This is a genomic window from Williamsia sp. z34 (assembly GCF_059553395.1).
The window spans coordinates 250,054-275,877 of sequence record NZ_JCANWW010000001.1 but is presented as its reverse complement, the minus strand read 5'-3'; the positions used below and the strand labels follow the sequence as shown (position 1 = coordinate 275,877).

At 66.2% G+C, this 25,824-nt stretch carries 25 protein-coding genes; 8 read left to right on the top strand and 17 right to left on the bottom strand.

The annotated features are described in order from the left end of the window. Positions 1-35: 35 nt before the first annotated feature. The 4 genes from AC51GT_RS01305 to AC51GT_RS01290 form a co-directional block, all read right to left on the bottom strand. Entirely contained in the window at positions 36-1,370 is a 1,335-nt protein-coding gene (locus tag AC51GT_RS01305; RefSeq protein WP_496323588.1) for a cation:proton antiporter, read from the bottom strand. A 184-nt stretch (positions 1,371-1,554) separates the two neighbouring features. Next, positions 1,555-3,711, bottom strand: a complete 2,157-nt coding sequence (gene ligA / locus AC51GT_RS01300; RefSeq protein ID WP_496327613.1) for an NAD-dependent DNA ligase LigA — start codon at positions 3,709-3,711, stop codon at positions 1,555-1,557. Positions 3,712-3,799: 88 nt separating this feature from the next. Continuing rightward, entirely contained in the window at positions 3,800-4,636 is an 837-nt protein-coding gene (locus tag AC51GT_RS01295; RefSeq protein ID WP_496327612.1) for an enoyl-CoA hydratase/isomerase family protein, read from the bottom strand. Between the two features lie 7 nt (positions 4,637-4,643). Beyond that, positions 4,644-5,216, bottom strand: coding sequence for a TetR/AcrR family transcriptional regulator (locus AC51GT_RS01290; protein ID WP_496323585.1), 573 nt, complete (start codon positions 5,214-5,216; stop codon positions 4,644-4,646). A gap of 110 nt (positions 5,217-5,326) precedes the next feature. Here AC51GT_RS01290 and AC51GT_RS01285 point away from each other — a divergent pair, with 110 nt between their 5' ends. Further along, entirely contained in the window at positions 5,327-5,731 is a 405-nt protein-coding gene (locus tag AC51GT_RS01285; RefSeq protein ID WP_496327611.1) for an MmcQ/YjbR family DNA-binding protein, read from the top strand. An 86-nt stretch (positions 5,732-5,817) separates the two neighbouring features. Then, on the top strand, positions 5,818-6,078 hold the full coding sequence (locus tag AC51GT_RS01280) for a GlsB/YeaQ/YmgE family stress response membrane protein (RefSeq protein ID WP_496327610.1): 261 nt from the start codon (positions 5,818-5,820) through the stop codon (positions 6,076-6,078). 119 nt (positions 6,079-6,197) lie between these two features. On the opposite strand, the gene AC51GT_RS01275 is transcribed toward AC51GT_RS01280, so the two are convergent. The 5 genes from AC51GT_RS01275 to AC51GT_RS01255 all read right to left on the bottom strand — a co-directional run bounded on the left by AC51GT_RS01275 (position 6,198) and on the right by AC51GT_RS01255 (position 11,630). Further along, entirely contained in the window at positions 6,198-7,211 is a 1,014-nt protein-coding gene (locus AC51GT_RS01275) for a uroporphyrinogen decarboxylase/cobalamine-independent methonine synthase family protein (protein WP_496327609.1), read from the bottom strand. Beyond that, entirely contained in the window at positions 7,208-8,347 is a 1,140-nt protein-coding gene (mnmA, locus tag AC51GT_RS01270) for a tRNA 2-thiouridine(34) synthase MnmA (protein ID WP_496327608.1), read from the bottom strand. The genes AC51GT_RS01275 and mnmA overlap by 4 nt, the downstream gene beginning before the upstream one ends. Further along, entirely contained in the window at positions 8,347-9,558 is a 1,212-nt protein-coding gene (locus AC51GT_RS01265) for a cysteine desulfurase family protein (RefSeq protein ID WP_496327607.1), read from the bottom strand. The genes mnmA and AC51GT_RS01265 overlap by 1 nt, the downstream gene beginning before the upstream one ends. Before the next feature lie 281 nt (positions 9,559-9,839). Further along, complete coding sequence (locus AC51GT_RS01260; RefSeq protein ID WP_496327606.1) at positions 9,840-10,796, bottom strand: electron transfer flavoprotein subunit alpha/FixB family protein; 957 nt, start codon at positions 10,794-10,796, stop codon at positions 9,840-9,842. A gap of 48 nt (positions 10,797-10,844) precedes the next feature. Next, complete coding sequence (locus AC51GT_RS01255) at positions 10,845-11,630, bottom strand: electron transfer flavoprotein subunit beta/FixA family protein (RefSeq protein WP_496327605.1); 786 nt, start codon at positions 11,628-11,630, stop codon at positions 10,845-10,847. 225 nt (positions 11,631-11,855) lie between these two features. Here AC51GT_RS01255 and AC51GT_RS01250 point away from each other — a divergent pair, with 225 nt between their 5' ends. From AC51GT_RS01250 to AC51GT_RS01240, 3 genes are read left to right on the top strand one after another with little or no spacing between them, the layout of a single operon-like run. Next, a complete protein-coding gene (locus AC51GT_RS01250; protein WP_496323577.1) occupies positions 11,856-12,659 on the top strand; it encodes a class I SAM-dependent methyltransferase in 804 nt (267 codons plus the stop codon). Positions 12,660-12,697: 38 nt separating this feature from the next. Beyond that, positions 12,698-14,227, top strand: a complete 1,530-nt coding sequence (locus tag AC51GT_RS01245) for a 1,4-alpha-glucan branching protein domain-containing protein (protein ID WP_496327993.1) — start codon at positions 12,698-12,700, stop codon at positions 14,225-14,227. A 37-nt stretch (positions 14,228-14,264) separates the two neighbouring features. Beyond that, positions 14,265-15,557, top strand: coding sequence for a glycosyltransferase family 4 protein (locus tag AC51GT_RS01240; protein WP_496327604.1), 1,293 nt, complete (start codon positions 14,265-14,267; stop codon positions 15,555-15,557). A 38-nt stretch (positions 15,558-15,595) separates the two neighbouring features. Here the strand turns inward: AC51GT_RS01240 and AC51GT_RS01235 are convergent, their stop codons facing one another. Beyond that, positions 15,596-16,354, bottom strand: a complete 759-nt coding sequence (locus AC51GT_RS01235; protein ID WP_496327603.1) for an acyltransferase — start codon at positions 16,352-16,354, stop codon at positions 15,596-15,598. A gap of 96 nt (positions 16,355-16,450) precedes the next feature. On the opposite strand from AC51GT_RS01235, the gene AC51GT_RS01230 reads away from it, so the two are divergent. Continuing rightward, positions 16,451-17,794: an outer membrane protein assembly factor BamB family protein gene (locus AC51GT_RS01230; protein ID WP_496327602.1), complete on the top strand. Its 1,344-nt coding sequence runs from the start codon at positions 16,451-16,453 to the stop codon at positions 17,792-17,794. A 92-nt stretch (positions 17,795-17,886) separates the two neighbouring features. Here the strand turns inward: AC51GT_RS01230 and AC51GT_RS01225 are convergent, their stop codons facing one another. Then, positions 17,887-19,077, bottom strand: a complete 1,191-nt coding sequence (locus AC51GT_RS01225) for a class I SAM-dependent methyltransferase (RefSeq protein ID WP_496327601.1) — start codon at positions 19,075-19,077, stop codon at positions 17,887-17,889. Positions 19,078-19,113: 36 nt separating this feature from the next. Here AC51GT_RS01225 and AC51GT_RS01220 point away from each other — a divergent pair, with 36 nt between their 5' ends. Beyond that, positions 19,114-19,851, top strand: a complete 738-nt coding sequence (locus AC51GT_RS01220; protein ID WP_496327600.1) for an HNH endonuclease family protein — start codon at positions 19,114-19,116, stop codon at positions 19,849-19,851. A gap of 63 nt (positions 19,852-19,914) precedes the next feature. Here the strand turns inward: AC51GT_RS01220 and AC51GT_RS01215 are convergent, their stop codons facing one another. Next, the gene (locus AC51GT_RS01215; protein WP_496323571.1) at positions 19,915-20,880 is read right to left on the bottom strand and encodes a class I SAM-dependent methyltransferase; all 966 of its coding nucleotides are present in this window, start codon (positions 20,878-20,880) and stop codon (positions 19,915-19,917) included. Positions 20,881-20,927: 47 nt separating this feature from the next. Further along, complete coding sequence (locus AC51GT_RS01210; RefSeq protein ID WP_496323570.1) at positions 20,928-21,716, bottom strand: enoyl-CoA hydratase/isomerase family protein; 789 nt, start codon at positions 21,714-21,716, stop codon at positions 20,928-20,930. A 46-nt stretch (positions 21,717-21,762) separates the two neighbouring features. Here AC51GT_RS01210 and ligD point away from each other — a divergent pair, with 46 nt between their 5' ends. Continuing rightward, positions 21,763-22,734, top strand: a complete 972-nt coding sequence (gene ligD / locus AC51GT_RS01205; RefSeq protein WP_496323569.1) for a non-homologous end-joining DNA ligase — start codon at positions 21,763-21,765, stop codon at positions 22,732-22,734. A gap of 80 nt (positions 22,735-22,814) precedes the next feature. On the opposite strand, the gene AC51GT_RS01200 is transcribed toward ligD, so the two are convergent. The 4 genes from AC51GT_RS01200 to AC51GT_RS01185 all read right to left on the bottom strand — a co-directional run bounded on the left by AC51GT_RS01200 (position 22,815) and on the right by AC51GT_RS01185 (position 25,777). Continuing rightward, positions 22,815-23,627, bottom strand: a complete 813-nt coding sequence (locus AC51GT_RS01200; protein WP_496327599.1) for an NUDIX hydrolase — start codon at positions 23,625-23,627, stop codon at positions 22,815-22,817. After that, on the bottom strand, positions 23,624-24,454 hold the full coding sequence (locus AC51GT_RS01195) for an ABC transporter ATP-binding protein (protein ID WP_496323567.1): 831 nt from the start codon (positions 24,452-24,454) through the stop codon (positions 23,624-23,626). The genes AC51GT_RS01200 and AC51GT_RS01195 overlap by 4 nt, the downstream gene beginning before the upstream one ends. Positions 24,455-24,524: 70 nt before the next feature. Then, the gene (locus AC51GT_RS01190) at positions 24,525-24,989 is read right to left on the bottom strand and encodes a cupin domain-containing protein (protein WP_496327598.1); all 465 of its coding nucleotides are present in this window, start codon (positions 24,987-24,989) and stop codon (positions 24,525-24,527) included. An 80-nt stretch (positions 24,990-25,069) separates the two neighbouring features. Continuing rightward, positions 25,070-25,777, bottom strand: coding sequence for an SDR family NAD(P)-dependent oxidoreductase (locus tag AC51GT_RS01185; protein WP_496327597.1), 708 nt, complete (start codon positions 25,775-25,777; stop codon positions 25,070-25,072). Between the last annotated feature and the right edge of the window lie 47 nt (positions 25,778-25,824).

Genomic DNA, 25,824 nt, shown 5'->3' with positions numbered 1-25,824 from the left:
TTCATGTCGTGAATCCGACCCAGCCGACCCGTTCGTCACGGTTGGTCCGAGGGTGAACCGCGGTGGGCATTGTGCGGGGCGAGGTGCAACATCACCCGTCGAGTCGACACCGAGGTCACTGCCACCCGTTCCGGTGCGTCGTCGGGCAGGGACGCCGCCCAGCGCCCGTATCGCCCCGACAACGGGAATGCACTGAGTCCGTGCGCGAGGATGGACAGCACCACCGTCAGCGAGGCGACTTCGACGAGATGATCGGAGACCGCGGTCGTCCCCAGTTCCTGCGCCGCGATCATCACGAAGATCACCGTCGCCAGCCCCCGCGGTCCGAACCATCCGACGAACAGAATCGTCTGCCGGCCCCACCGGCCACCGGCCAACGCCAGGGCCACCGGGACCATCCGGGCCACCGTCAGCGCACCGACCGCCACCACCACGGTGCGCACGGTGGCGTGCTCCAAGGCCCTGCCGACCATGGTGGCGCCGAACGCCACCCACACCACGTAGGACGCGAGCAAACCCATCGTCTCGGTGAACTCGGACCGCACCCGCAGTGACGGCGGCACCGCGAACCCGAAGAACATCCCGCCCAGGAACGCCGCGACGAACCCGTTGCCGTCGATCTCCGTGGCGGCCAGGTAACAGAGCAGCGCAATCGTCAGGACGGCCACCTGCTCCGACAACGGTGAGGTCCACCCCCGGCCGCGACACCACCGCAGCACTCGGCCACCACCCCCGCCGGCGACAACCGCGACGACCACGGCCACCGACATCGCCCAGGCCGCCTCGACGACCCAGTTGAGTGAACCGAGCTTGCCCGCCTCCGAGGCGACCACCGTGATCAGGACCATCACCACCGGCGTGGCCATGCCGTCGTTCAGTCCGCTTTCCACGTTCAGCATCCGGCGGATCCGGGCGGGGATCCGGGTGTCACTGACCACCACGGCACCGAGTGCGGCGTCGGTCGGCGCGAGCAGCGCGGCGATCAGGGCGGCCACCACCCAGCCGCGATCGGGGAACATCCAGAATGCGAGCAGGGTGCCGGCCAGCAGGGTGAGCGGCAACCCGATCAGCAACAACCGGGTCGGCGGCCCCGAATCACCTTCCACATCGCGCAACCGCAAGTGGGAGGCGTCCGAGAACAGCAGCAGGGCAAGGGTCAACTCGGCGACCGTCAACAACCAATGGCCACCCGGATCGACCCGGACGAGACCGAGACCCGAGGCCCCGATCAGTACCCCGATCGCCACGAACACCATCGGCGCACTGATCCGCGCCCGATCCAGTCGTGCCGAGACGATCGAATAGACGAACACCGAACCGACGAGGACCAGCGGAACCGCCGAATGGATGGTCTCCTGGTGATCGCTCATGACCGCGCACCCCGACACCACGCGCCGGCCAGTCGCCGATCACACACCGAGCCGCGGATATCGATGTCGAACCCCCGAATCGGTCGGTATGCCACCGCGCGCACAACGCGCCCGGCCACCAGCATCGGTGCCGTCGGCGCCGCGCGCATCACCCGAGATGGGTGATGCGCGGGCGTTTTGCCGTCTAGTCGGAGTCGGCTGTCCCGACCTCGTCGGCACCGGCGGCGCCGGTGTCGGTGTCGGTGTCGTCGGCCGCAGGCGGGCCTTCGGTCAGCAGTTTCTTGAATCCGTCCTCGTCGAGGATCGGGACACCGAGTTGTTCGGCCTTGGCCGCTTTCGTGCCGGGTGCGTCGCCGATCACCACGAACGCGGTCTTCTTCGACACCGATCCCGAGGCCTTGCCGCCGCGGACCAGGATCGCTTCTTTGGCGCCGTCGCGGGAGAAGTCCTGCAGTGAGCCGGTGACCACGATGCTCAGACCCTCGAGATTGCGTGGGATCGACTCGTCGCGCTCGTCCTCCATCTGGACACCCGCGGACCGCCACTTGTCGACGATCTCCCGATGCCAGTCGACGGCAAACCAGTCGACGACGCTCTGCGCCAATGTGTTTCCCATACCTTCGACGCCGGCGAGTTGCTCGACCGAGGCCGCCTGGATCGCTTCGAGGGTGCCGAACTCGGTGGCCAGTGCACGTGCCGCACTCGGTCCCACATGCCTGATCGACAGCGCCACCAACACCCGCCACAACGGGACCTTCTTGGCCGCGTCGAGGTTCGCCAGCAGCCGCTTGCCGTTGGCCGACAACGCCCCACCCTTGGTGGTGAACAGGTCGGTCTCGAGCAGGTCGTCGGCAGTGAGGCCGAACAGATCGCCTTCGTTCTCCAAGACACCGGAGCTCAGCAGCGCAGTGGCCGCCTCGTAGCCCAGTGCCTCGATGTCGAAGGCTCCCCGACCGGCGAGGTGGAACAGCCGCTCCCGCAACTGCGCCGGGCACGAGCGGCTGTTCGGACACCGGATGTCGGCGTCGCCCTCTTTCTGCGGTGCCAGTTCGGTCCCGCATTCGGGGCAATGGGTGGGCATCACGAACTCACGCTCGGTGCCATCACGCAGATCGACCACCGGCCCGAGGACCTCGGGGATCACGTCCCCGGCCTTCCGGATGGTCACCGTGTCGCCGATCAGCACACCCTTGCGCTTGACCTCGGACGCGTTGTGCAGCGTCGCCATCGCCACGGTCGACCCGGCCACCAGTACCGGTGTCATCGACGCGAACGGCGTGACCCGGCCCGTCCGGCCGACGTTCACCAGGATGTCGAGCAGCTTGGTGGTCGCCTCTTCCGGCGGGTACTTGTAGGCGATGGCCCAGCGCGGCGCGCGGGAGGTGGAGCCGAGACGACGCTGCAATCCGAAGTCGTCGACCTTGACCACGATGCCGTCGATCTCGTGTTCGACGTCGTGGCGATGCACGCCCCAATAGTCGATCTTCTCCAGGATCGCGTCGGCGCCAACAAGTTTCGTGGTGTGTTTCGACACCGGCAGGCCCCACTCGCCCAGCGCCAGATACGCGTCGTGGAGGGTCTTGAATGTGGCTCCCTCGACCCGGCCGAGCCCGTGGCAGATCATGCCCAGCCGACGGCGTGCGGTGATCTGCGGATTCTTCTGGCGGAGCGAACCCGCCGCCGAGTTCCGTGGATTGGCGAACGGAGCCTTGCCTGCCTCCACCAGCGACGCGTTGAGGGCTTCGAAGTCCTTCACCCGGAAGAACACCTCGCCGCGGACCTCGAGCAGGTCCGGGATCGGGTATTTTTCTGATTCGGTCAGGCGATGCGGGACGTCGTTGATGGTTTTCGCGTTCAGGGTGACGTCCTCACCGGTCCGCCCGTCGCCACGGGTGGTGCCGCGCACCAGCACGCCCTTTTCGTAGACCAGGCTCAGCGCCACACCGTCGATCTTCAGCTCGCAGAGGTACTCCAGACCCATGCCGGCATCGGCCTCGACGCGTCCGACCCAGGCGCGCATCTCCTCGGCATCGAAGACGTTGTCGAGCGACATCATCCGTTCGAGGTGGTCGACCGCCTTGAACTCGGTCGCGAATCCACCACCGACGAGCTTGGTCGGCGAGTCGGCCACCGCCAGCTCCGGGTACTGCTCCTCCAGGTGCTGCAGTTTGTGGAGGAGGGCGTCGAACTCACCGTCGGTGATGATCGGGGCATCTTTGACGTAGTAGCGAAACTGGTGCTCACGTACCTCTTCGGCCAGTTGCGACCACTGCTCGCGCGCCTCCGAGGGGGTGGGGTCCGCGGGCGTCGGCTCTTCGATATCTGCACTTTCGGTCACCATCAAAAGATAGTGCAGACCACCGACGCTCCGTTGCGACCTGTGGTCCCTGGTCCGAAAGAGGTCCAGGTGCTCAACCAAAAGCGACTGCTCACCGTCCGAGCATGTTCGCGACATTGTCCGCGAACGCGGCGGTCGAGAAACAACTCGGCTCGGCGAACTCCTCGTTGGTCAGCGATGCGTTCCATCCGGCGTCGGCCGAGGAGCGGAGCAACGACTTGGTCATCGCGACCATGTGCGGCGGTAGATGGGCTACGCGGGAACACCATTCGTCGGCCGAGTCCAGGAGTCGGTCATGTTCCACCACCTCCTGCACCAACCCGAGCGCTCGCGCTGCTTCGGCATCGAGGTGCTCACCGCGCAGCTGGAACGCCAGGGCACCCTGGTACCCGAGTCGATGGGTCAGCGCCCAGCTCGTACCGACTTCCGGGATCAGGCCGAGCCGTCCGAACGCGGGCACCAGGACGGCACGATCGCTGGCGAGCACGATGTCGCAGGTGAGCGCCCAGGCCAGGCCGACACCGGCAGCCGGACCGTTGATCGCTGCGATGAAGATCGTGTCCGACCCCGCGATGGTCCGGGCGATGCCGCCGAACTCACGCCGAATCCATCGCCAGATGTCGGTGACGCCCTCGGGAGCATCGAGATGGTCGACGGCGGTCTTCATCATCTCGAGGTCACCGCCCGCGCTGAACCCGGGGTCGGCGCCGGTCAGCACCACCGTGCGCACATCGACATCGTCGACGAGAGCTGTCAGGGCACGGCGCAGTTGACGCACCAACGGGGCCGACAACACATTGAGCCGATCGGGCTCGTCGAGTGTGACCACTGCCCGGTCGTCGCGACGTTCGACTTGAACACGTACCGGCGCCTCCGGGTCGTCGCCCTCGGCGAGAATCCTCCGGTACAGCGAATCACTTGCACCCATGACCGTTTCACTCCTCCCGCAGCGCCGCCCATGCCGCCGACGCGAACGTCTCGATGGTGGTGTCGGCAATCGACGGGTCCCGGCCCGAAATCCATTGCCTGCTGTATTCCTGCGCGGGCCCCAGCCAGAGGGCCGCCGTGATCCCGGGCTCCATCGGACGCAGGAGGCCATACGCGTGATGCGGACGCCACCAATCCCCGACGGACCGGAAGAACTCCCGATTCGAGTCGTGCAATTCCTTGCTCTCGAGCCGATCACCGAGCAGCAACGCGGCTTCGGTCCGGTTCTCCACGACCCACCGCAGGTGATATCTCACCCCGGCCCGGATCCCGCTCTCCGCGGTGGGTTCCATCACGAGCACCCGCACGAAACCGGTTTGGTACTCGCCGATCAGCTGCGCGAAGACCGCCGCCGCCAGCGCCTGCTTGTCGGGAAAGTGGTGGTAGAGCGCCCCGACACTGACCTCGGCCTCCCGTCGCACCTCATCGAGAGAGGGACGCAGCGCCCCATCGGCCGCAAAGCGCCTGCGCGCCGATTTCAGCAGACGGCTGCGTGCATCGGTACCGCGAAGATCCGGCATGAGGATTACTCTACTGCGACCGAGGGTTCCTCTGTGATGGTTTCCACCATCCGACCACGGGCGAACCGAAACCCGAAAGCCGAACATCCGTCCGTCCTAAGCTGGACGCCATGCCGCACCCGATCATGTTCTCCGACGACGATCCGGTTCTGAATCGGCTGCGCACTGTCGCCCTGGCGTTTCCCGACGCCACCGAGGTCGTCGCCCACGGCCGGCCCACATTTCGGGGCGGAAAGATGTTCGGCATGTACGGCGGAAGCGTCAAAGGCGGGCCGAGGTTCGATGCGTCGATCCTCTTCAAGGCCGACGAATCCGAACGTGACGCGCTGGAACAAGATCCCCGGTTCTTCTATCCGGCCTATGTGGGTCCGTACGGATGGCTCGGTCTCGACCTGTCGAAGAAGCCCAATTGGACCGAGGTGGCCGAACTACTCGACGCCAGTTATCGGATGATCGCCCCGAAGAAACTCGTCACCCGCCTCGACAACGGGGAACGACCGGCCGAACTGGGCTGAGACGGGCGTCGGGTGCCACCCGGATGCGAGGGACCAAAGCACGCCGATTGTGAGATCTGCGTCACTGCACTGCATATACTCCGCACATGCTTCTCATCGGAATCATCCTGTTCGGCATGCTCATCGGCGCCGGAGCCCAGCTCATCCTCGGTAGGCCATCCGGGGGCATCGACTGGACCCTGGCGATCATCGCCGGCCTGGTCGGATCATTCGTCGGCGGATTGCTGATCAGCCTGGTCACGGGCCACGGGATCCAGTTTCACCTCAGCGGCATCATCGGATCGCTGGTCGGCGCCCTGATCGTGACCGCCGGGTGGCAGCTGTGGGCGCGCAAGCGCACGGCCTGATCTACGTCTGCGTGGGTCGAGGCGCGTGGGGTGCTCACACACGCCGGCGTTGTGATTGCTCATGTAGATCAGAGCCGCGGTCGACGGGGAAAGTTCCCGATCGTTCGGGGGTCTGCGGTTCAGACAGATGTGGGATCTGCGTGCAGACCGGCAGCGGCCTTGCCACACAACGCGAGCGCAGCCTGCGCCCAGTCCGCGTCGGCCCCGGCCAGACCACATCCGGGACTGATGACGATCTGCTCGGCCAACACCTTGCGGGACAACCCGATTCGGTCGATCAGTTCGGCGCAGTCGGCGGCCACCTGCTCGGCCGCGAGTTCCTTGCCCGGGGCGGTGGCGGGTACTGCGCCCAGCACCACCTCGCGACCTTCGTCGAGCAACAACCCGATACCGTCGAGATCTGCGGTCCGGATCTGCGCAAGGTCAACACTGATCGCGGCAAAGCGGCTGCGGGCCAGTAGATCCCACTGCACACCGGACGAGCAGTCGTGCATGATCACCGGTCGGTCCACCACGGAGATGAAGTTGTCGTAGTGCTCGGCAACGGTCTGCACCGGGATCGGGTTGATGATGTTGAACCGGGTCAGCGGCTTGATCGATCCCTCGATCACCCGGCCGATGAGCGGCTCGTCCACCTGGACGACAACCTTTGAGCCCGTACGCCTGCTGACATCGTTGGCATGGACCCGCAGGCCTTCGGCCATCGATTCGACGAGATCGGACCAGGCTCCCTCGTCGCGGAGGATCTTGTGGCCACCGGCGAGTTCAACCGATGCGGCCAGGGTGAACGGTCCGCACGCCTGCACTTTGACGGTGCGGTCGGTACCGGTCAGACCCGCTCGCTCCCAGGCTTCTTCGAAGGCATCGAGATCGGCGGCCAGGAAGTCCCGGGCCCGGCGACTCAGACCCGACGGTCGTCCCGAGAGTCGATAGCCCGAAGGCGCGACGTCCATGGGCATGTCCACCAGTAGGACCGCGGCCCGGCCGACCATGTCGGCGCCCAACCCGCGAGCAGGCAATTCCGGGAGGAATGCGAACTCTGTTTCGCCGACACTGATCTCGGCGGCAACTCGTGGATCGATACCCGGCATCGAGCCGACGCCCGTGCCCGATCCGACCGGCAGGGTGCTCACGTGTGCGAACTGCTGACCAGGTCGCCGGGAACCGAACCGGTCACCACGATGCGACCACTGCCGACCACCAGGTCGCCGTTGACCGAGTCCGGCAGATAGACCACCGCCGCCTGCCCCCGGGCCACACCGGTCAATGGCGCGTGCAGCCGGATCCGGATGCCCGGACCCTCTACACCGTCGGTGCCGTCGTCGATCGCCTCGACCGTCGCCGGCGCCAGACCGCCGTGCGCCCGCACCTGGACCATCGCCTCGAACGGCCCGGTCGGCGTCTCGCCGGAGGTCCAGATCGCGCGGCCCGCGGTGATGCTCCACACCTGGAGGTGTTCGGAGGAACCGACCGTGACGGTGCCCGAATCCGGGTCGATCTCGGTGACGTAGCGGGGCTTGCCGTCGGTGGCGGGCGCCTCGATTCCGAGGCCTTTTCGCTGACCGATCGTGAATCCGTGGACGCCGTCGTGGTCGGCGAGTTCGGCGCCGGAATCGGCGTCGACCACCTTGCCCGGCCGCACGCCGATGGTGGCGCCGAGGAAGGCCCGGGTGTCTCCGGTGGGGATGAAGCAGATGTCGTGTGAGTCCGGCTTGTCGGCCACCGACAGGTTCTTGGCCGCGGCCTCGGCGCGGATCTGGTCCTTCGGGGTGTCCCCCACCGGGAACATCGCATGCGAAAGCTGTTCTGCGGTCAGCACTGCCAGTACGTAGGACTGATCTTTGTCGTCATCGACGGCCCGCCGCAGCTGCCCGTTCTCGAGCCGTGCGTAATGGCCGGTGGCCACCGCGTCGAAACCCAATGCGATGGCCCGCTCGGACAACGCGGAGAACTTGATCTTCTCGTTGCAGGTCAAGCAGGGGTTGGGTGTCTGTCCGGCGGCATAGGCGGCAACGAACTCGTCGATGACGTCGTCCTTGAACCGATCTGCGAAGTCCCAGACATAGAACGGGATCCCGAGGACATCGGCCGCGCGGCGCGCATCGGCGGCGTCCTCACGCGAACAACATCCGCGCGAACCGGTCCGCAACGCACCGGGCGCAGTCGACAACGCCAGGTGCACCCCGACGACCTCGTGGCCGGCCTCGACGGCGCGGGCTGCGGCAACTGCCGAGTCGACGCCACCGCTCATCGCAGCAAGTACCCGCATCAGCGATCACCCGCCATGGCGGTCGCCATCCCGGCAGCCTGCGCGCGGGCGACGACCTCACCGATCACCGCACCGACCGCCTCGATCTCATCGGCCGTCGTCGACGGTGCCAGCGAGAAGCGCAGGGAGCTGCGGGCATCGGCGGTGGACACACCCATCGCGGTCAGCACGTGGCTCGCCCGGGCCACACCGGCGGTGCAGGCCGAACCGGTCGAACATTCAATACCGTTGGCGTCGAGCAACATCAACAGCGAATCACCTTCACAGCCGGGGAAAGAAACATGTACATTTCCGGGAAGTCGCCTCGGCCCGACCGGTCCATTGATGACGCATCCGGTGCCCGACTCTGCGAGCACCGCGAACAGCCGATCACGCAGCGCCGCCACGGCGGGCATCGTAAGGTCGAGCTCTCGCACCGAAACCTCCAGCGCCACAGCCATACCCACCGCAGCGGGTACGTCGGGGGTGCCGGAGCGGACGTCGCGTTCGTGCCCACCACCGTGCAGTAGCGGCACACAGTCGACGTCGCGGCCCAGGAGCAGCGCACCGACTCCGTGTGGGCCACCGAACTTGTGACCGGTGACGCTCATCGCCGACAGGCCACTGGCACCGAAGTCGATGGGCAGATGTCCGGCAGCCTGGATCGCGTCGGAATGCATCGGCACACCGAACTCGCGACAGATGGCGGCCAGCTCCGCGATGGGCTCGATGGCACCGATCTCGTTGTTGGCCCACATCACGCTGACCAGTGCGGTCTGTTCGGCATGGGACGACAGTTCCGCGCGCAGGACGGCCGGATCCACCAGACCCTGGGCATCAACCGGGAGCCAGGTGATCTCCGCGCCCTCGGAATCGGCGAGCCAGAGCACCGGATCGAGGATCGCGTGGTGTTCGATCGACGAGGCGATGATTCGCTTGCGCGGGGTTTCCGGATTCTTGTTGCGCGCCCAGAAAATGCCTTTGATGGCGAGGTTGTCGCTCTCGGTGCCACCACCGGTGAAGATCACCTCGGAGGGCCGCGCACCCAGTGAGGCCGCGATCGATTCCCGCGATTCCTCCAGGCGACGCCGGGCCCGACGGCCCGATCCGTGCAGCGATGACGCGTTGCCCGCGATCCCCAAGAGTTCGTTCATCGCCACGACGGCGGCGGGGACCATGACGGTCGACGCGGCGTGGTCGAGGTAGATGGGCGTGCGATCAGCGGAGAACATAACCAATCAAGGATAACCGCATCGGCGCCCTCGGTATTTCCACGCCCGGACTCCTCGCCATCGGACTGCCCGATCCGGCCCGCCAGGACGCGATGAACGCCGTGTTTTTCACGGTGACCGGCGCCTGACGCCGCAGGTGGCGGCGCCGCCCCGCAGAATCGACCCTGTCGATGTGGGGAAACTCACCGACGGTCGGCACGAACCGCAGCGCACAGCAAACGACCCCCCACCCGAAGGTGGAGGGTCGTCTGTTCGTTACGAGGTGCGGTGGCGCCATGCGCTCACTTGCGCGCCTTGACTGCCTCGGTCAGCTGCGGGGCGACGTTGAACAGGTCGCCGACGATGCCGAAGTCGGCGATCTCGAAGATGGGTGCCTCTTCGTCCTTGTTGACGGCGACGATCGTCTTCGAGGTCTGCATGCCGGCCCGGTGCTGGATGGCGCCGGAGATGCCCAGTGCCACGTAGAGCTGGGGCGAGACGGTCTTGCCGGTCTGACCGACCTGGAACTGTCCCGGGTAGTAACCGGAGTCGACCGCCGCACGCGAAGCGCCGACAGCGGCACCCAGCGAATCGGCGAGTTCTTCGACGACGGAGAACTTCTCGGCACTACCGACGCCACGGCCACCGGAGACCACGATGGTGGCCTCGGTCAGCTCGGGGCGGTCGCCGCCGACGTTCGGCTCGACCTTGGTGATCTTGACGGCGTTCTCGGGCACCTCGGGAACCTCGACGTCGACACGCTCACCGGCGCCGGGCGACGGGGCTGCCTCGACGCCACCGGGACGCACGGAGAACACGGGGACGTCGCCGCCGGCCTGCGCGTCGACGGTGTAGGCGCCACCGAAGATCGAGTGGACGCCGATGCCGCCCTCTTTCACGTCGATGACGTCGGCGAGCACACCCGAACCGAGACGGGCGGCCAGACGACCGGCGATCTCCTTGCCGTCAACCGTGGCGGCCACGATGACGCCGGCCGGTGCGGCCTGCTCCACCAGGGTGCCGAGGATGTCGACCTTGGGGGTGATGAGATAGCCGTCGACCGAATCGGACTCGGCGACATAGATCTTTTCGGCGCCGGCCTCTTTCAGCGCGTCGGCGATCGCGTCGGCGGTGCCCGGCTTCGCGGCGACGACCACCGACGGGCTGCCCAGCGCGCGGGCGGCGGTGATGAGCTCAGAGGTGACCTTCTTCAGGGCACCCTCGGCGTCCAGCTCAGCGAGGACAAGTACTTCAGCCATGGTTTTTACTCCTTGGAGGGGTCGAGGTGGTGTGTGAGGTCGGCGCGATCAGATGATCTTCTGGCCGACCAGGTACTCGGCGACCTTCGTGCCACCGTCACCCTCATCGACGACCTTCTCGCCCGCGGTCTTCGGCGGCTTCGGGGTCGAGGCGGTGACCGTCGATCCGGCGTTCGCCAGACCGACTTCTTCGGGCTCGACGCCGATATCGGCCAGCGAAAGAACCTGGACCTCTTTCTTCTTCGCGGCCATGATGCCCTTGAAGGACGGGAAGCGCGGCTCGTTGATCTTCTCGCCGACGCTCACGATGGCCGGCAACGAGGACTCGAGATGGAAGATGCCATCGTCGGTCTCACGCTCGCCCGAGATCTTCTCGCCCTCGACGACCAGCTTGCGCATGTGGGTCAGGTGCGGGAGCTCGAGGTACTCGGCGATGATGGCCGGCACTGCGCCGACGCGACCGTCGGTGGCCTCGTTACCCGCGATGACCAGTTCGACGCCTTCGACGGTGCCCAGTGCCCGAGCGAGAACCCATGCGGTCTGGATGGCATCGCTGCCGTGCATCGCATCGTCCAGGACGTGGATCGCCTTGTCGGCGCCCATCGACAGAGCCTTGCGAATGGCATCGGTGGTGCGGGCAGGACCGACAGCCAGCACGGTCACCTCACCCTCGCCGGCCTCTTTGATCTTGAGGGCCTCTTCGACGGCCTTCTCGTTGATCTCGTCGAGTACGGCATCGGCAGCTTCGCGGTCCAGCGTGTAATCGCCGTCGCTGAGCTTGCGCTCGGAGTAGGTGTCAGGGACCTGCTTGATCAGAACGACAATATTTGTCATGGGTCTTCGTCGACCTCCTGCGTAGGGTTCTGGACAACTTACCCGTCGGTAAGTACGCCTTGTTCTGTACCACCTTAGCGCGCACCAAGAGGACGTTGACCACCCGATTCTGTCACAATGACCTCCGTCACATTCCGACGGTCACCGCCGATTCCCGGCGAAGATCTGTACTCGGGTTCCAAGTCGCCCTTCAGCTCCGACACCGCGACCACTAGGCTCCCCTAGATGGCCAACCGCACGCGTGGATCGCAGGACACCGTCACCCAGCCCGACACGGGTGGATCCGGGACGCCCACGCTTGCCCTGACCGGCGAACGAACGGTTCCCGGGATCGCCGAGGAGAACTACTGGTTCCGCCGTCACGAGGTGGCCTATGAATTCATACTGCAACGTTGCGGCGGCAAAGACGTCCTCGAAGCCGGTTCCGGCGAGGGCTACGGCGCCGACCTGATCTCGACGGTGGCCACCGGTGTCACCTGCGTCGACTACGACCTGTCCGCGGTACAGCACACCCGTGCCCGCTATCCGCAGCTGACCATCCACCAGGCCAATCTGATAGACCTTCCCATCGCCGCCGAATCGGTCGACACGGTCGTGAACTTCCAGGTCATCGAGCACCTCTGGGATCAGCCCGCCTTCATCGCCGAGTGCCTGCGGGTCCTGCGCCGAGGCGGCGAACTGCTGATCTCGACCCCCAACCGAATCACCTTCTCCCCCGGTCGCGACACCCCCCTCAATCCGTTCCACACCCGCGAACTGAACCCCGCCGAGCTCCGCGAGCTCCTCGAAGACGCCGGCTTCACGGTCACCGAAACACTCGGGGTCTTCCACGGCGCCGGGATGCGCGCCCTCGACGCCAAGTGGGGCGGCTCCTTCATCGACGCCCAGATCGAACGCGCCCTGTCCGGGCAGCCGTGGCCGCCGGAGCTCACCGACGACGTCGCCGGGGTCGGGACCGGTGACTTCGACATCACCGACACCGACCTCGATGCGAGCCTCGACCTGTTGTTCATCGCGGTGAAGCCTTGAGCCACAACGCCTTGCGCGAGGCGAGTCCGGTACCGGGCATGTTCAGCCTGGTGCTGCATTCACATCTGCCCTGGCTGGCCAATCACGGTCGGTGGCCGGTCGGCGAGGAGTGGCTGTATCAATCGTGGGCCGCGTCGTACCAGCCGGTGTTCGCCGCGCTCCGACGGCTCGCCGCCGAGGGCTTCACCGACCAGCTGACGCTGGGTGTCACCCCGGTCCTGGCCGCCCAGCTCGATGATCCGCATTGCCTGACATCGATGTACGAGTGGCTCGCCGACTGGCAGCTCCGTGGCGCCGAGGCAGCGATCTCCCGCGCCGACACCGGCAGTGCAGCTCGTCCCACCGCATCGGTCAACGAGCTCGGCAACCGCGAATACCGCAGCGCTGCAGCCGCATTGGCCGATTTCGAAACCCATTGGCGCCATGGCGGTTCCGCACTGATCCGCTCGATGGTCGACTCCGGCACCATCGAATTGCTCGGCGGACCGCTGGCCCATCCGTTTGCGCCCCTCCTCGATCCCCGACTGCGCGACTTCTCACTCCGCGAAGGTCTGTCCGATGCGCAACTACGGTTCGGCACTCGCCCAGAAGGGATCTGGGCACCGGAATGCGCCTACGCGCCGGGCATGGAGTCGGATTATCAGGCCGCCGGGGTCCGGCACTTCATGGTCGACGGCCCGGCCCTGCACGGTGAGACCAGCCTGGGTCGCACCGTCGGTGAGAGTGAGGTCGTCGCCTTCGGCCGCGACCTGCAGGTCTCGTATCGGGTGTGGTCACCGAAGTCGGGCTACCCCGGCAACAGCGCCTACCGCGACTTCCATACGTACGATCACCAATTCGGTCTCAAACCGGCACGGGTCACCCGCCGCACGGTCGCCGGCCCGGACAAGAAGCCCTATGAACCGGCCCGCGCACAGGCCGCGCTGCGTCGCCACGTCGACGACTTCGTCATGTGTATCCGCGAACGACTGATCAGCGAGAGCGACCGCATCGGCCGGCCGGCGCATGTGGTCGCCGCGTTCGACACCGAACTGTTCGGTCACTGGTGGCACGAGGGACCGCAATGGCTCGAGGCCGTCCTGCGCGCCCTGCCGGAGGCCGGGATCACCGTCGGCACACTGAAAACCGCGCGCGACGAAGGCTATGTCGGTGCGCCGGCGGAGCTCAGCGAGTCGTCGTGGGGGTCGGGCAAGGACTGGCGGGTGTGGAACGGTCCGGTCGTCGAAGACCTGGTCCGGATCAATGCCGAGGTGGTGTCGGCGGCGTTGACCACCGTCCAGAAGCGTCGTGATCAGCAGCCCATGCGCGATCGGGTCGGCGATCAGATCCTGCGCGAGACGCTGATGACCCTCTCGTCGGACTGGCCGTTCATGGTGTCCAAACAGACCGCCGCCGACTACGCCCGCAATCGGCTCTACACCCACGCCCACGCCACCCGGGAGATCTGCGACGCCGCCGACCGAGGGCGGGAATCGATTGCCGCACAACTGGCCTCGCAATGGAATCGGGCGGACAACCTCTTCCCCGGGCTCGATGCACGTCGATTGAACTTCACGGGGCGGGAATGACCATGAGCGTGCACGAGATTCGGATGGCGGGGGCAGCATGAGGGTTCTGATCGTGTCGTGGGAATACCCGCCCGTGGTGGTCGGGGGTCTGGGCCGTCACGTGCATCACCTCGCCGTCGAACTCGCCCGCGCCGGCCACGAGGTGGTGGTGCTGTCGCGGCAGCCCGGTGGCAGCGACGGGCTCACCCACCCCGGCACCGACGCCGAGAACGAGGGCGTTCGGGTGATCGCGGTGGCCGAGGACCCGCCGCACTTCGTCTTCGGCGAGGACATGATGGCCTGGACCCTGGCCATGGGGCACTCCCTGCTGCGCGCCGGGCTCAAACTGGGCGACTCGAAAAACCTTGCCGCCGAGGGCCCGTGGATTCCCGACGTGGTCCACGCCCACGACTGGCTGGTCGCCCACCCGGCGATCGCGCTGGCCGAGCACTTCGATGTCCCGCTGGTCAGCACCATTCATGCCACCGAGGCCGGCCGCCACAGCGGTTGGGTCAGTGGCCGGGTGAACCGGCAGGTCCACTCGGTCGAATGGTGGCTCGCCGCCGAATCCGATGCACTGATCGCCTGCTCGCAGTCGATGCACGACGAGGTGAACCGGTTGTTCGGGCCGGAACTCGCCGAGATCCACACCATCAACAACGGCATCGACGTCGAGGCCTGGCCGTTCGCGAAGCGCGTCCCCCACAGTGGGCCGCCGAGCCTGCTCTACGCCGGACGCCTGGAATACGAAAAGGGTTTGCAGGACGCGATTGCCGCCCTGGCCCGCATCCGCCGGACGTTCCCCGGCACCACACTGACCGTTGCCGGCGACGGCACACAACTCGACTGGCTCCAGGAGGTCGCGCGCAAACACCGGGTGTCACGGGCCATCCGATGGGTCGGCAGCGTCGACCGCGTCGGCCTGACCACGCTGATGCACGACTGCGACGCGATCGTCCTGCCCAGCCGATACGAGCCGTTCGGACTGATCGCGCTCGAGGCGGCCGCCACCGGCATCCCACTGGTCACCTCGACCGCGGGCGGACTCGGCGAAGCCGTCACCGACGGTGTGACCGGGCTGAGTTTCGCACCCGCCGATGTGGCGGGGCTGACGGCCGCGATCCGAGGCGTCCTCGGCGATCCGGCCGCCGCACAGCAACGTGCGATCACCGCCCGCGCCCGGGTGACCGACGGCTTTGCCTGGAACCAGGTCGCCGAACGTACCGCCGGGGTCTACCTCGGTGCAAAACGTCGCATCCGGCGCCCGCTGGGCCGGCCCGACATCGTCGAACGCCCACTGCCCGAACGCGACCCGGCTGTCCCGGTGGTCGTGCACCTGCCGGCCGACTGACACGGGGGTTCGCCCCGATCGTGGGGCGCCTGTTTCGACTACTGTTTCCGGGCCGCCTGCGCGGCAGCCTTCTTGCGTTCGATGTCGGCCAGGGCGCGCTCGAGTTCGGCGCGCTCCTGTGCGTTCGAGGCCCAATCGTCTTTGCGGTTCTTGACCACCCGGGCCGGCGACCCGACCGCGATGGAGAAGTCCGGGATCGTGCCCTTCACCACCGCGTGGGCTCCCAGAACGCAGCCGCGTCCGACGATCGTGTTGCGCAGCACGGAGACCTTGGTCGCGATCCAGGTGTCCGGGCCGACGCGCACCGGGCCCTTGACGATGCCCTGATCCTTGATCGCCACGGTGATGTCATCCATCTTGTGGTCGAAGTCGCAGATGTACACCCAGTCGGCAACCAGCGTGGAGGCGCCGATCTCGATGTCGAGGTAGGCGTTGACCACGTTGTTCTGACCGAAGACGACCTTGTCACCGATCCGCAGCGAACCCTCGTGGCAGCGGATGGAATTGCCGTCGCCGATGTGGACCCAACGGCCGATCTCCATCCGGGCGAGCTCGGGGGTCGAATGGATCTCGACGTTCTTTCCGAGGAACACCATGCCCCGCAGGATGATGTGCGGATTGGCCATCTTGAATCGGAGCAACCGGAAGTACCGGACCAGGTACCACGGGGTATAGGCCCTGTTCTGCACCACCCAGCGCAGCGAATCCCGGGTCAGGAAGCGGGCCTGACCGTCATCGCCGCCGCGCAGACCTGCCCGCCACCGGCGGCGCAGTGGCGCATTCCACATGCTCGTCATGGCTAGGAAGACTAACGGGGGACGCCGCTCCCCGGGGTCGTGGGTCCCGCGCGATAGGCTCAGGCCCGATCAAGGCGAAGGGACGCAAGAGTCGCGATGAGGTTGATGGAGACGCAGCGGAGCTCGACCATCCGGAGGTCCGGGCGCCGGGCGGGTGCGCGGGCGGCTGCGGTGCTGGTGCCGATCCTCGCCGTCCTGCTGAGCTCCTGCTCGGACGGCGTCGACGATGTCCGGTCCGTGGCGAGCGCGGGCTGGTCGAGCTACGGCGGCAATGCGCAGAACTCCAACTTCGCCTACCCCGAGGTCCGCAGCGACCTGGCGTTGTCCTGGTCGCGTCCGGTCGGCGGCGAGATCAGCGCGCCCCTGACGATCTCGGGACGCTCGAATGTCAACGTCACGGCCACCACCGACGGCGGCTGCAACACCTTCCAGTTCGATCAGCGCGCCGGCCGCAAGAACTTCTGCAAATTCCTCGGCGACGGGGTCGATCTGAATTCGATGCTCGTCGATCAATACGAGAACATCTACATCGGACGGGCCGGGACGTTCGTCGGCCTGACCGGCAGCGGCGACACCAGGTGGCAGTTCGGTGTGGTCGGGGTCCCGGTGTCGGCCAAGTTCGCGGGCCCCGGTTCGGTGCTGATGGTCAGCCACCTCGGACAGGTGCTGCTGTTCGACTCGCAGACCGGAAAACTGCAGGCCCCCGGGATCGCACTGGTGCCTGGCGTCGACCCCGCCAAACCGCTGGAGGGGCTCGGCGACTGCATCACTGGCGGACCGGCCTGCCCGGTGCAGGCACCACCCGCCGTCGACGACAACCGTGACCGCTTCTACCTCAACTTCTGGCCGAAGGGCGAAATCGCCTCCGGTGTCCGGGCTTTCGACTACGGCGAGGTCGACGGCAGCCGTTCGATCCGCGAAGCCTGGAACACCGACATCCCCGGTGGCGTCATCGGGCCGCCGACCCTGTCGATCGACCGTTCCACGCTGTACGTGTTCAATCGCCTCGGCAGTGTCTACGCCCTGGACGCCACGACCGGTGAACGGAAGTGGGATTACAACATCGGCAGTTTCGGCTTCGCCACGATGACGGTGGCCCCGGATGGACTGTTCATCCCGACCGGACCGCTCAACTCCCCGGTCCGGGCGTTCCGCGACGAGGGCGACAAGGCGGTTCCGGTGTGGGAGCGCACCGACCTCCGATCGGCGAGCCTGGCAACGCTGACCAACTCGGGAACCGCGTGGACCGTCGTTCGGGAACCCGGTGAAGACAACCTCACCCTGACCGAGCTGAACTCCGTCGACGGCGCCACCAAACGCACGCTCGAGATCCCCGGCGCCGTCGGTTTCACCACCGGTGTCGCGGTTTCCGCGTCGGGGCAGGTGGCCGTGGCCACCCATCTCGGTGAGGTCTTCTTCTTCGACTCCCCCAAGAACTGACCCCCGCACCCCGCAAACGAGCCACCTATACGAAGACGAGCCACATATTTGTGGCTCGTCTTCGTATAGGTGGCTCGTTTGTTGCCGGATCCTCACGTGCGGCGGACGCCGGCCTCGCAGACGAACATGACGCCGCGACGGCCGATGCGGGTGATCACCACCGCCAGCGCTCGTGAACCCTTGAGCTTCAGCCTCTTTCGCAGTGCGTCGGGGTCGACGTCGATGCCGCGCACCAGGATCTCCACTGCGCCGCAATCGAGTTCGGCCAGCCGGCGTTTGAGCTGCTTCTCGGAATAGGTCAGCTGCTCCAGCACCCGCCAGCCCCGCTCCCCGACCGGTAGTTCGTCACCACTGAGATAAGCGATCTTCGGATCGAGCTGCCACAGATCATGCGCCTTGGCATAGTGCCGCACCAGGCCCGCACGCACCACCGCACCGTCGGGATCCATGATCCAGGTGCCGGCATCGTCGACACCCGCGCTGTCGTCGGCGGCGTCGGTGATCTCGAAGCCGCTGCCATCCGTGCGGATCACGGTGGCGCGGCGCGTGACACCCGGGGTCGGCTCGGACCACAGACAGGCCTCGCGGACGCCCCCGTCGAGCGAAACCACTTGCACCTCACCGGTGAATCCGTGGCGTTCCCGAAGCAGGTCGTAGTCCAGCCCGGGTGCCGACTTCACCACCAGTGGCTTGCCCGCATAGACGTCGAGAACACTGAGCAAAGGAGGCTCGGTGTCCTCGAAACGGAAGCTGCGGCGGCCACCGCTACGCCGGGCCGGATCGGCGATGACCACGTCGGCATCACTGCTGAGCACCAAGGCATCTGCCCGGTACAAGCTCGCCTCGGGGACATTGTTCTGCGCCATCGCCAGCCGCACCTCGTCGAGGTCGCTGCCGATGACGTCGCCGAGGCCGTCCTGGCGAGCCAATGCGGACAGGTCCGCACCGATGGAACAGGTGACATCGTGGACGGTGGCTCCCGGATAGCGCGCTGCCAGTTCGGCTGCCCGATGATCGGCCACCGGATAGGCGGTCGCCTGCTGCAACGCGTCCTCGGTCAGCAGCAGTGTCCCTGGATCACGGAGTTTGCCAACAGCCTTGCGCCGCAACGTGACCGTCTCGACGAGCGCGGCCTGATGTGGCGAGTACCTCCGGGCCAGTTTCTCGATGTCACCGAGCATCGTGTCCGGTTGCAGCACAAGCGAATCAGCAAACGCCAGTGCACTGCGCCCGGCGTCGGAACGCAGATATGCAACGTCGTCGATCGAGAAGTCGTAGCCCACGGGTATAACTGTAACGATGTCGTATTCGAGGAAATTGTGAGTAGTAGATCTCGGGGCGCGGGAATCCTGGCAGTTGTGGTCGCGGCTGTGATCGGAGGAGTCGCCTGTTCGGAAATATCCGGTGACACCCTCGTATCAGCCCCACCCTCAGCCAATCCGCAGCTGACCACCCCCACAGAAGCCGTCGCGCAGGTATCGAGCGACTTCGACGCCGCCCGTGTCCGTTTGGAGACGTTGGCGGTCAAGGGTCGGGCACCGAAGACCGGTTACGCCCGTGACGAGTTCGGGCAATCGTGGACCGACGACGTGAATGTGGATTTCGGCCACAACGGATGTGACACCCGCAACGACGTGCTTCGTCGTGACCTCACCGAGGTCACCGCCAGACCGGGCACCCGCGATTGTGTGATCCTGACCGGAGTGCTCGCCGATCCGTACACAGGCAAGACCATCAACTTCGTCCGCGGCGAAAAGACCTCGACCGCAGTGCAAATCGACCACGTCGTGGCGATGTCGGATGCCTGGCAAAAGGGTGCCGCACAGTGGGACGAGCCCAAGCGAACAGACTTCGCCAACGACCCGATCAACCTGCAGGCCACCGACGGACCGACCAATTCCCGCAAGGGCGCGGGCGACGCGGCCACTTGGCTGCCACCGAACAAGGCGTACCGGTGCACATATGTTGCGCGCCAGATCGACGTGAAGGCCAAATACGGCGTCTGGGTCACCGCCGCCGAAAAGGAAGCGATGACCCAGATCTTGGCCACCTGCTGAGCCCGTAGTCGGTGGGTTCTGGTGAGCGAACAGCGCTTTGACCAGAACCCACCACTTCGGCCCCTACTCGGGCTTGGTGCCGGTGATGATCACGTTGTAGAAGAACTTCGGCGGAACCACTTTCCGCAGGACATTTTCGTCCAGCCAGGTGAGGTTCTTCCAACCGCCGAAAGCAAACCGTGCCCAACCCCAACCGAGCTTTCCGGGCGGGACCGCTGCCTCGAACGTACGCACCGGCCATCCCAGCATTGCTGCTGCGAACTCTTCGGTAGCGGTCTTGACGTTCACCGCACCGGCGGATCGTGACATCTCCTCGAGATCACTCGGATCGAAGGTGTGGATGTCGACAACCGCCTCGAGCGCTGCGGCCCGCGACGATTCGTCGAGCTCGGCCTGCGGTCGGCGCCAGCTCTGCAGCGGACCGAACTTGGTGACGGTGGTGGTCGCGGCCCAGGTGGCGCGGGACAGCCAGCGCGCGTAGAAGTCACCGATGGTCGACGGTTCACCGGCGAAGATGAACCGGCCGCCCGGCTTGAGCACCCGGATGACCTCGCGCAAAGACTTCTCGACGTCCGGGATATGGTGCAGCACAGCGTGCCCGACCACCAGATCAAACGTGTTGTCCTCGTACGGGATCGTCTCGGCGTCGGCGACCCGCCCGTCGACGTCCAGGCCCAGGTTCTCGGCGTTGCGCAGCGCCACCTTGACCATGCCCGGCGACAGGTCGGTGACAGAACCCTTCTTGGCAATGCCACCCTGCATCAGGTTCAGCAGGAAGAATCCGGTGCCACAGCCCAATTCGAGTGCGCGCTCGTACGGCAGCGGCTCGTCGCCCGCCACCGCGTCGAAACGGCCGCGGGCGTAGTCGATGCAGCGCTCGTCGTAGCTGATCGACCATTTGTCGTCATACGACTCGGCTTCCCAGTCGTGGTAGAGCACCTGGGCGAGCTTGCTGTCGTGCAGTGCCGCCTGCACCTCGTCCGCGGTTGCGTGCGGGTTGGGTGCGGGATCGTTGGGAGACGAAGTCATACGCTCTACAACTACTTTCGCATCGATGTGCTTGTTTACCGAAGTGTTTATTTGCCGACGAACTTGGCTTTGCCCGGCCCGTTCTCGATGAACGAGGCCATCCCGATCTTGCGGTCCTCGGTGGCGAACAGCGCTGCGAAGACGTGCTCTTCGATCTTCAGGCCGGTGGTCAGGTCGGTGTCCAGGCCCTCGTCGATGGCGGCCTTGGCCGCCGCGATCGCAACACTGGCGGCACCGCTGAACTGCGAGGCCCATTTGAGGGCGGCGTTGTAGACCTCGTCGGGTGCGACGACCTCGTCGACCAGACCGATCTCGAGGGCCTCGGCGGCACCGACGAAACGTCCGGTGAAGACGAGGTCCTTGGCCTTGGCCGGTCCGATCAGACGGGCCAGGCGTTGTGTGCCACCGCCGCCGGGGATCAGGCCGAGCAGGACCTCGGGTACGCCGAGCTTCGCGTTGTCGCCGGCGATCCGGCGGTCCGCGCCGAGCACCACTTCGAGTCCGCCGCCGAGCGCGTAGCCGGTGATGGCCGCGACCGTGGGCTTCGGGATGGTCGAGATCGAACCGATGTCGCTCTGCAGCCGGCCGGCCACCTTCCGCATCTCGGCGTAGTCCATGTCGTTCATCTCTTTGATGTCGGCACCGGCCGCGAGGACCTTGGGTCCGCCGTAGACAACCACGGATTTGATGTCGTCGCGCAGGGTCGCCTCGCGGGCGGCCTGCGCCAATTCGGTCTGGACCTGACGGCTCAGCGCGTTCATCGGCGGGCGATTCAGGAGGATGGTTCCGACCCCGGGAAATTCCTCAGAGGTCTGCAGCGATACGAACTCAGGCATGCCTGGCAGGCTACCGGGTCGACCGCCGATACCCTACTGTCGGGTAATGGCAACAAGCTCGCACGGCGAGCCGGTCGAGGTCCAGGTCGGCCAACGCCTCGTCCGCGTCTCGAGTCCCCAGCGCGTGTACTTTCCGGCCCGCGGTGAAACCAAGCTCGACCTTGTCCACTATTACCTTTCCGTGGGCGACGGCATCGTCCGCGCGTTGCGGGATCGTCCCTGCATGCTGCACCGGTATCCGAAGGGTGTGGCCGGCCAGAAGGTCCACCAGAAACGAATCCCCTCCGGTGCCCCCGACTGGCTCGAAACCGTCAACATCTACTTCCCCCGCTTCGGCCGGACCGCAGACGAGGTCTGTGTGACCGAACTGGGCAGCGTGATCTGGGCTGTGCAGATGTCAACCGTCGAGTTCCACCCATGGAACTCCCGCCGCTTCGACACCGAGAAGCCCGACGAGTGGCGGATCGACCTCGATCCGATGCCGGACTGTTCGTTCGACCGGGTCCGCCGCAGCGCACACGTCGCCCACGAGGTCCTCGACGACCTCGGGATGCGCGGTTTCCCCAAGACGTCCGGCGGCTCGGGCCTGCATATCTACGTCCGCATCGAACCCGAGTGGGGTTTCGCCGATGTCCGGCGGGCAGCGCACGCGTTCGCCCGTGAGGTCGAGCGCCGCGCACCCGACGAGGTCACCACCACGTGGTGGCGCAAAGACCGCGACCCGACAACCGTTTTCGTCGATTACAACCAGAACACCCGCGATCACACCATCGCCGGCGCGTACTCGGTGCGCGGCAATCCCGAGGCCACCGTCTCGACACCGATCGCCTGGGACGAGATCGACGACGTCGACCCCCGGGAGTTCACGATTGCCACCGTCCCGGCCCGGTTCGCCGAACTCGGCGACCTGCATGCCGAAATCGACGACAAGGCCTACCGCTTGGACACCCTGCTGGAATGGGCCGACCGCGACGAACGCGAGGGCGCCGAACCCACACCGGACCCGGACACCGACTGACCGACAACGGGCGCATTTTCGGCCCACTCGACGGCGATAAGGGCACGGTCAACGGCGTTATCGGCACGGTCGACGGGGGGTCACTTCAGGAACGTGCGCTCGACTCCGTAGACGTCTTCTTCGTCGAACACGATCCGGACGTGTTCGCCGGTGGAAACGAGGGTGGGCTCGATGGCCTCGATGCGGCGCTCACGGGTCAGTGCCTCATCGACGCTGCCACATTCGGTCAGGTCGCGTAGCTGCGCCCAGGTCGGGGGCAGCAACAAGGTGTTGCCCGCTTCCCAGTCCGCCAGGGCGGCCTGCGGTGTGCTCCAGCCGCTCTCGGACGCCTCGGTGGTCTCACCGTCGGCGTGCTGTCCCTGTGGGAGCACCGCGAGGAAGAACCGGGTGTCGTAGCGCCGCCGCTCCCCCAGCGGGGTGATCCAGTGCGCCATCGGACGCAGCAGATCAGCCCGCAACAGCAACTGGTGGTCGCGGAGGAACTGGGCAAACGACAAAGACTTGTCGACCAGCGCCGCCCGCTCCGCGCTCAGCGCCGAGGTGTCGGGAAATGTCCCGTCGGCGTCGGCGGCCAGCAACACGCCGCACTCTTCGAACAGCTCACGGACCACTGCGCACACCAAGGATTGCGCGGTGGCGGCATCGGTGTGGAACTGCTCGGCCCACCAGTCCTCATCCGGACCGACCCAGGCGAGGTCGGCTTCGGCGTCACGGGCATCGACACCGCCACCGGGAAACACGGTCACGCCGCCGGCGAAGTCCATCGCCTTCACCCGGCGCATCAAGAACACGTCGATCGGTGTCTGCGGTTGCGGGTTCTCGCGGATCAGCACCACCGTTGCGGCACCGCGGATCGGGACCGACTCGGGATTCTCCGCCATCGTGAAACTCATTCGGCGCGCCTTCGATGTCCACCCGCGCGGCGCGATCGCCTGGCGAAGTACCGGCCTCCCGACTTGGACAGGACGATCGACTGGCTGAACGCCTCCGACAGATTCGCCGAGGTCACCACGTCTTCCATCAATCCCTGGGCCACCACCACGCCCTCCTTCAACAGCATCGCGTGGGTGAACCCGTTGGGGATCTCTTCGACGTGGTGTGTCACCAGAACGGTCGCGGGGGCATCGGGGTCGGCGGCCAGCACCTCCAGGCGGGCCACGAGTTCTTCACGACCACCGAGGTCGAGTCCGGCCGCCGGTTCGTCCAGCAGGAGCAGCTCGGGGTTGATCATCAGCGCCCGCGCGACCAGCACCCGCTTGCGTTCGCCTTCGGACAGCGTGCCGAACTTCCGGTTCGCCAGGTGCTCGGCACCCATCGACTCGAGCATCTCCAGCGCCTGATCACGATCGACCTGGTCGTAGACCTCTTTCCAGCGACCCAGCACCGCGTAACCGGCCGAGACGACCAGATCACTGACCACCTCGTCGGCGGGGATGCGATCGGCGAGCATGGCCGACGTGACGCCGATCCGCGCGGTCAGCTCCCGCACCTCGGTGCGTCCGACCGGCTCACCGAGCAGGAACGCACTTCCGCTGCTCGGGTGGGTTTCGGCAGAGGCCATCCGCATCAGCGAGGTCTTGCCCGCGCCGTTGGGTCCGAGGATCACCCACCGTTCGTCGAGCTCCACCTTCCAGGTGATGGGCCCGACGAGGTTGTTTCCCTCACGTCGCAGCACCACATCTTCAAAGTCGATCAGCAGGTCTGGATCCGTTTCACGCACCCCCCTATCGTGCCGCACGGCACCGGATCACCGGACGCCCAGGTTGGAGTGTCGGGAAATGAAACGAAAATCAGTTCTGCCCGGAATCGGGTTCGACCATCGCAAAATCAGCAAAGTCGAAGCCGGGCACCACAATACAACTCACCAGCGACGCCTCGTCGCCGTGCGGTGAAGCGCGCTGCCATTCACCGGGTATCACCACATACTGGGGATGTTGACCGGCAAGTACATCGGATCCGACATACACCGTATGTTCACCCTCCGGCGCGGGGCCCAGCCCTCCCAGGCCAAGCGCGACCGGAGCACCGCGGTGATGCAACCAGATCTCGGCGCCGCGCACGGTATGCCACGCCGATTGTTGTCCGGGCATGAGCAGGAACAGGATGGCAGTGGCGCCGGGCCGCCCTGCGGGATATCCCTGCGGTAGCACCGATTTCGGGATGGCCAGATCACTGATCCAGGTCTGACGGTAGAAACCGCCTTCCGGGTGAGGTGCCAGGTCGAGGGACGCCGCCCAGTCCGGGAGTTCGGTCATGGCCCGAGACTAATCAACCGCGGCGCATGCCGCAGCCTGCGATATCGAGAAGCCGGCCAGAAGAGCGCAGGGCCCAGCGCTCACCACGGGATCGGTCCGGATGTTCCGGCAAAAGTGGCAGTCCGGGCGGCCGGTCCGGCTGTTGCAGCGGCCACGATCGCCGCCGCACCTTCTTCGACGCTCTGCGCACCCTGGTGGCCGTTCAGATCGGTGGCTGTAAAACCCGGATCGACCGCGGCGACGGTGAGCTGCGGATAAGCCTGCGCATACAGGATGGTCAGCATGTTCAATGCCGCTTTCGACGAGTTGTACGCCAGCAGCGGCGCCCAGGCTTCGAGGATGTGCGTGTACGCCGCAGGATCGGAGTTGATGGTCAGCGAGCCCAGACTGCTGCTGACATTGACCACGGCCGGCGCCTCCGAGGCCTGCAACAGCGGCAGGAACGCGCGGGTGGTGCGGACAGCACCGAAGACGTTGGTGTCGAACACTTCTCGAAGGTCTGCCGCGGTCATGTCCCCGGTCGCTGCGTTCGGGCCGGCGATACCGGCGTTGTTGATCAGCACATCGATGTGCCCGACCTCGGCCCGCACAGCATCCGCCGCAGCGGACACCGACGAGTCGTCGGTGATATCGATCAGCAACGGCCGGGCACCGAGTGTCTTCGCGGCGATCGAACCCCGCTGCCGATCCCGCGCCCCGAGAAATACGGTGTGGCCCAGATCGATCAGGCCGCGGGCAGTTTCGAAGCCAAGGCCCTTGTTCGCCCCGGTGATCACAAAAGTTGTCATGACCCCAGCCTGCCGGGCAGATCCCGAGACAGACAGAGCCCTCATCA

What these genes read in the sequence shown, in the direction of transcription:
- AC51GT_RS01305 (WP_496323588.1), bottom strand. Translation starts at nt 1,370, where the DNA reads ATGAGCGATCACCAGGAGACCATCCATTCGGCGGTTCCGCTGGTCCTC.
- ligA (WP_496327613.1), bottom strand. Translation starts at nt 3,711, where the DNA reads ATGGTGACCGAAAGTGCAGATATCGAAGAGCCGACGCCCGCGGACCCC.
- AC51GT_RS01295 (WP_496327612.1), bottom strand. Translation starts at nt 4,636, where the DNA reads ATGGGTGCAAGTGATTCGCTGTACCGGAGGATTCTCGCCGAGGGCGAC.
- AC51GT_RS01290 (WP_496323585.1), bottom strand. Translation starts at nt 5,216, where the DNA reads ATGCCGGATCTTCGCGGTACCGATGCACGCAGCCGTCTGCTGAAATCG.
- AC51GT_RS01285 (WP_496327611.1), top strand. Translation starts at nt 5,327, where the DNA reads ATGCCGCACCCGATCATGTTCTCCGACGACGATCCGGTTCTGAATCGG.
- AC51GT_RS01280 (WP_496327610.1), top strand. Translation starts at nt 5,818, where the DNA reads ATGCTTCTCATCGGAATCATCCTGTTCGGCATGCTCATCGGCGCCGGA.
- mnmA (WP_496327608.1), bottom strand. Translation starts at nt 8,347, where the DNA reads ATGCGGGTACTTGCTGCGATGAGCGGTGGCGTCGACTCGGCAGTTGCC.
- AC51GT_RS01265 (WP_496327607.1), bottom strand. Translation starts at nt 9,558, where the DNA reads ATGTTCTCCGCTGATCGCACGCCCATCTACCTCGACCACGCCGCGTCG.
- AC51GT_RS01260 (WP_496327606.1), bottom strand. Translation starts at nt 10,796, where the DNA reads ATGGCTGAAGTACTTGTCCTCGCTGAGCTGGACGCCGAGGGTGCCCTG.
- AC51GT_RS01255 (WP_496327605.1), bottom strand. Translation starts at nt 11,630, where the DNA reads ATGACAAATATTGTCGTTCTGATCAAGCAGGTCCCTGACACCTACTCC.
- AC51GT_RS01250 (WP_496323577.1), top strand. Translation starts at nt 11,856, where the DNA reads ATGGCCAACCGCACGCGTGGATCGCAGGACACCGTCACCCAGCCCGAC.
- AC51GT_RS01245 (WP_496327993.1), top strand. Translation starts at nt 12,698, where the DNA reads ATGTTCAGCCTGGTGCTGCATTCACATCTGCCCTGGCTGGCCAATCAC.
- AC51GT_RS01240 (WP_496327604.1), top strand. Translation starts at nt 14,265, where the DNA reads ATGAGGGTTCTGATCGTGTCGTGGGAATACCCGCCCGTGGTGGTCGGG.
- AC51GT_RS01235 (WP_496327603.1), bottom strand. Translation starts at nt 16,354, where the DNA reads ATGACGAGCATGTGGAATGCGCCACTGCGCCGCCGGTGGCGGGCAGGT.
- AC51GT_RS01230 (WP_496327602.1), top strand. Translation starts at nt 16,451, where the DNA reads ATGAGGTTGATGGAGACGCAGCGGAGCTCGACCATCCGGAGGTCCGGG.
- AC51GT_RS01215 (WP_496323571.1), bottom strand. Translation starts at nt 20,880, where the DNA reads ATGACTTCGTCTCCCAACGATCCCGCACCCAACCCGCACGCAACCGCG.
- AC51GT_RS01210 (WP_496323570.1), bottom strand. Translation starts at nt 21,716, where the DNA reads ATGCCTGAGTTCGTATCGCTGCAGACCTCTGAGGAATTTCCCGGGGTC.
- ligD (WP_496323569.1), top strand. Translation starts at nt 21,763, where the DNA reads ATGGCAACAAGCTCGCACGGCGAGCCGGTCGAGGTCCAGGTCGGCCAA.
- AC51GT_RS01200 (WP_496327599.1), bottom strand. Translation starts at nt 23,627, where the DNA reads ATGAGTTTCACGATGGCGGAGAATCCCGAGTCGGTCCCGATCCGCGGT.
- AC51GT_RS01190 (WP_496327598.1), bottom strand. Translation starts at nt 24,989, where the DNA reads ATGACCGAACTCCCGGACTGGGCGGCGTCCCTCGACCTGGCACCTCAC.
- AC51GT_RS01185 (WP_496327597.1), bottom strand. Translation starts at nt 25,777, where the DNA reads ATGACAACTTTTGTGATCACCGGGGCGAACAAGGGCCTTGGCTTCGAA.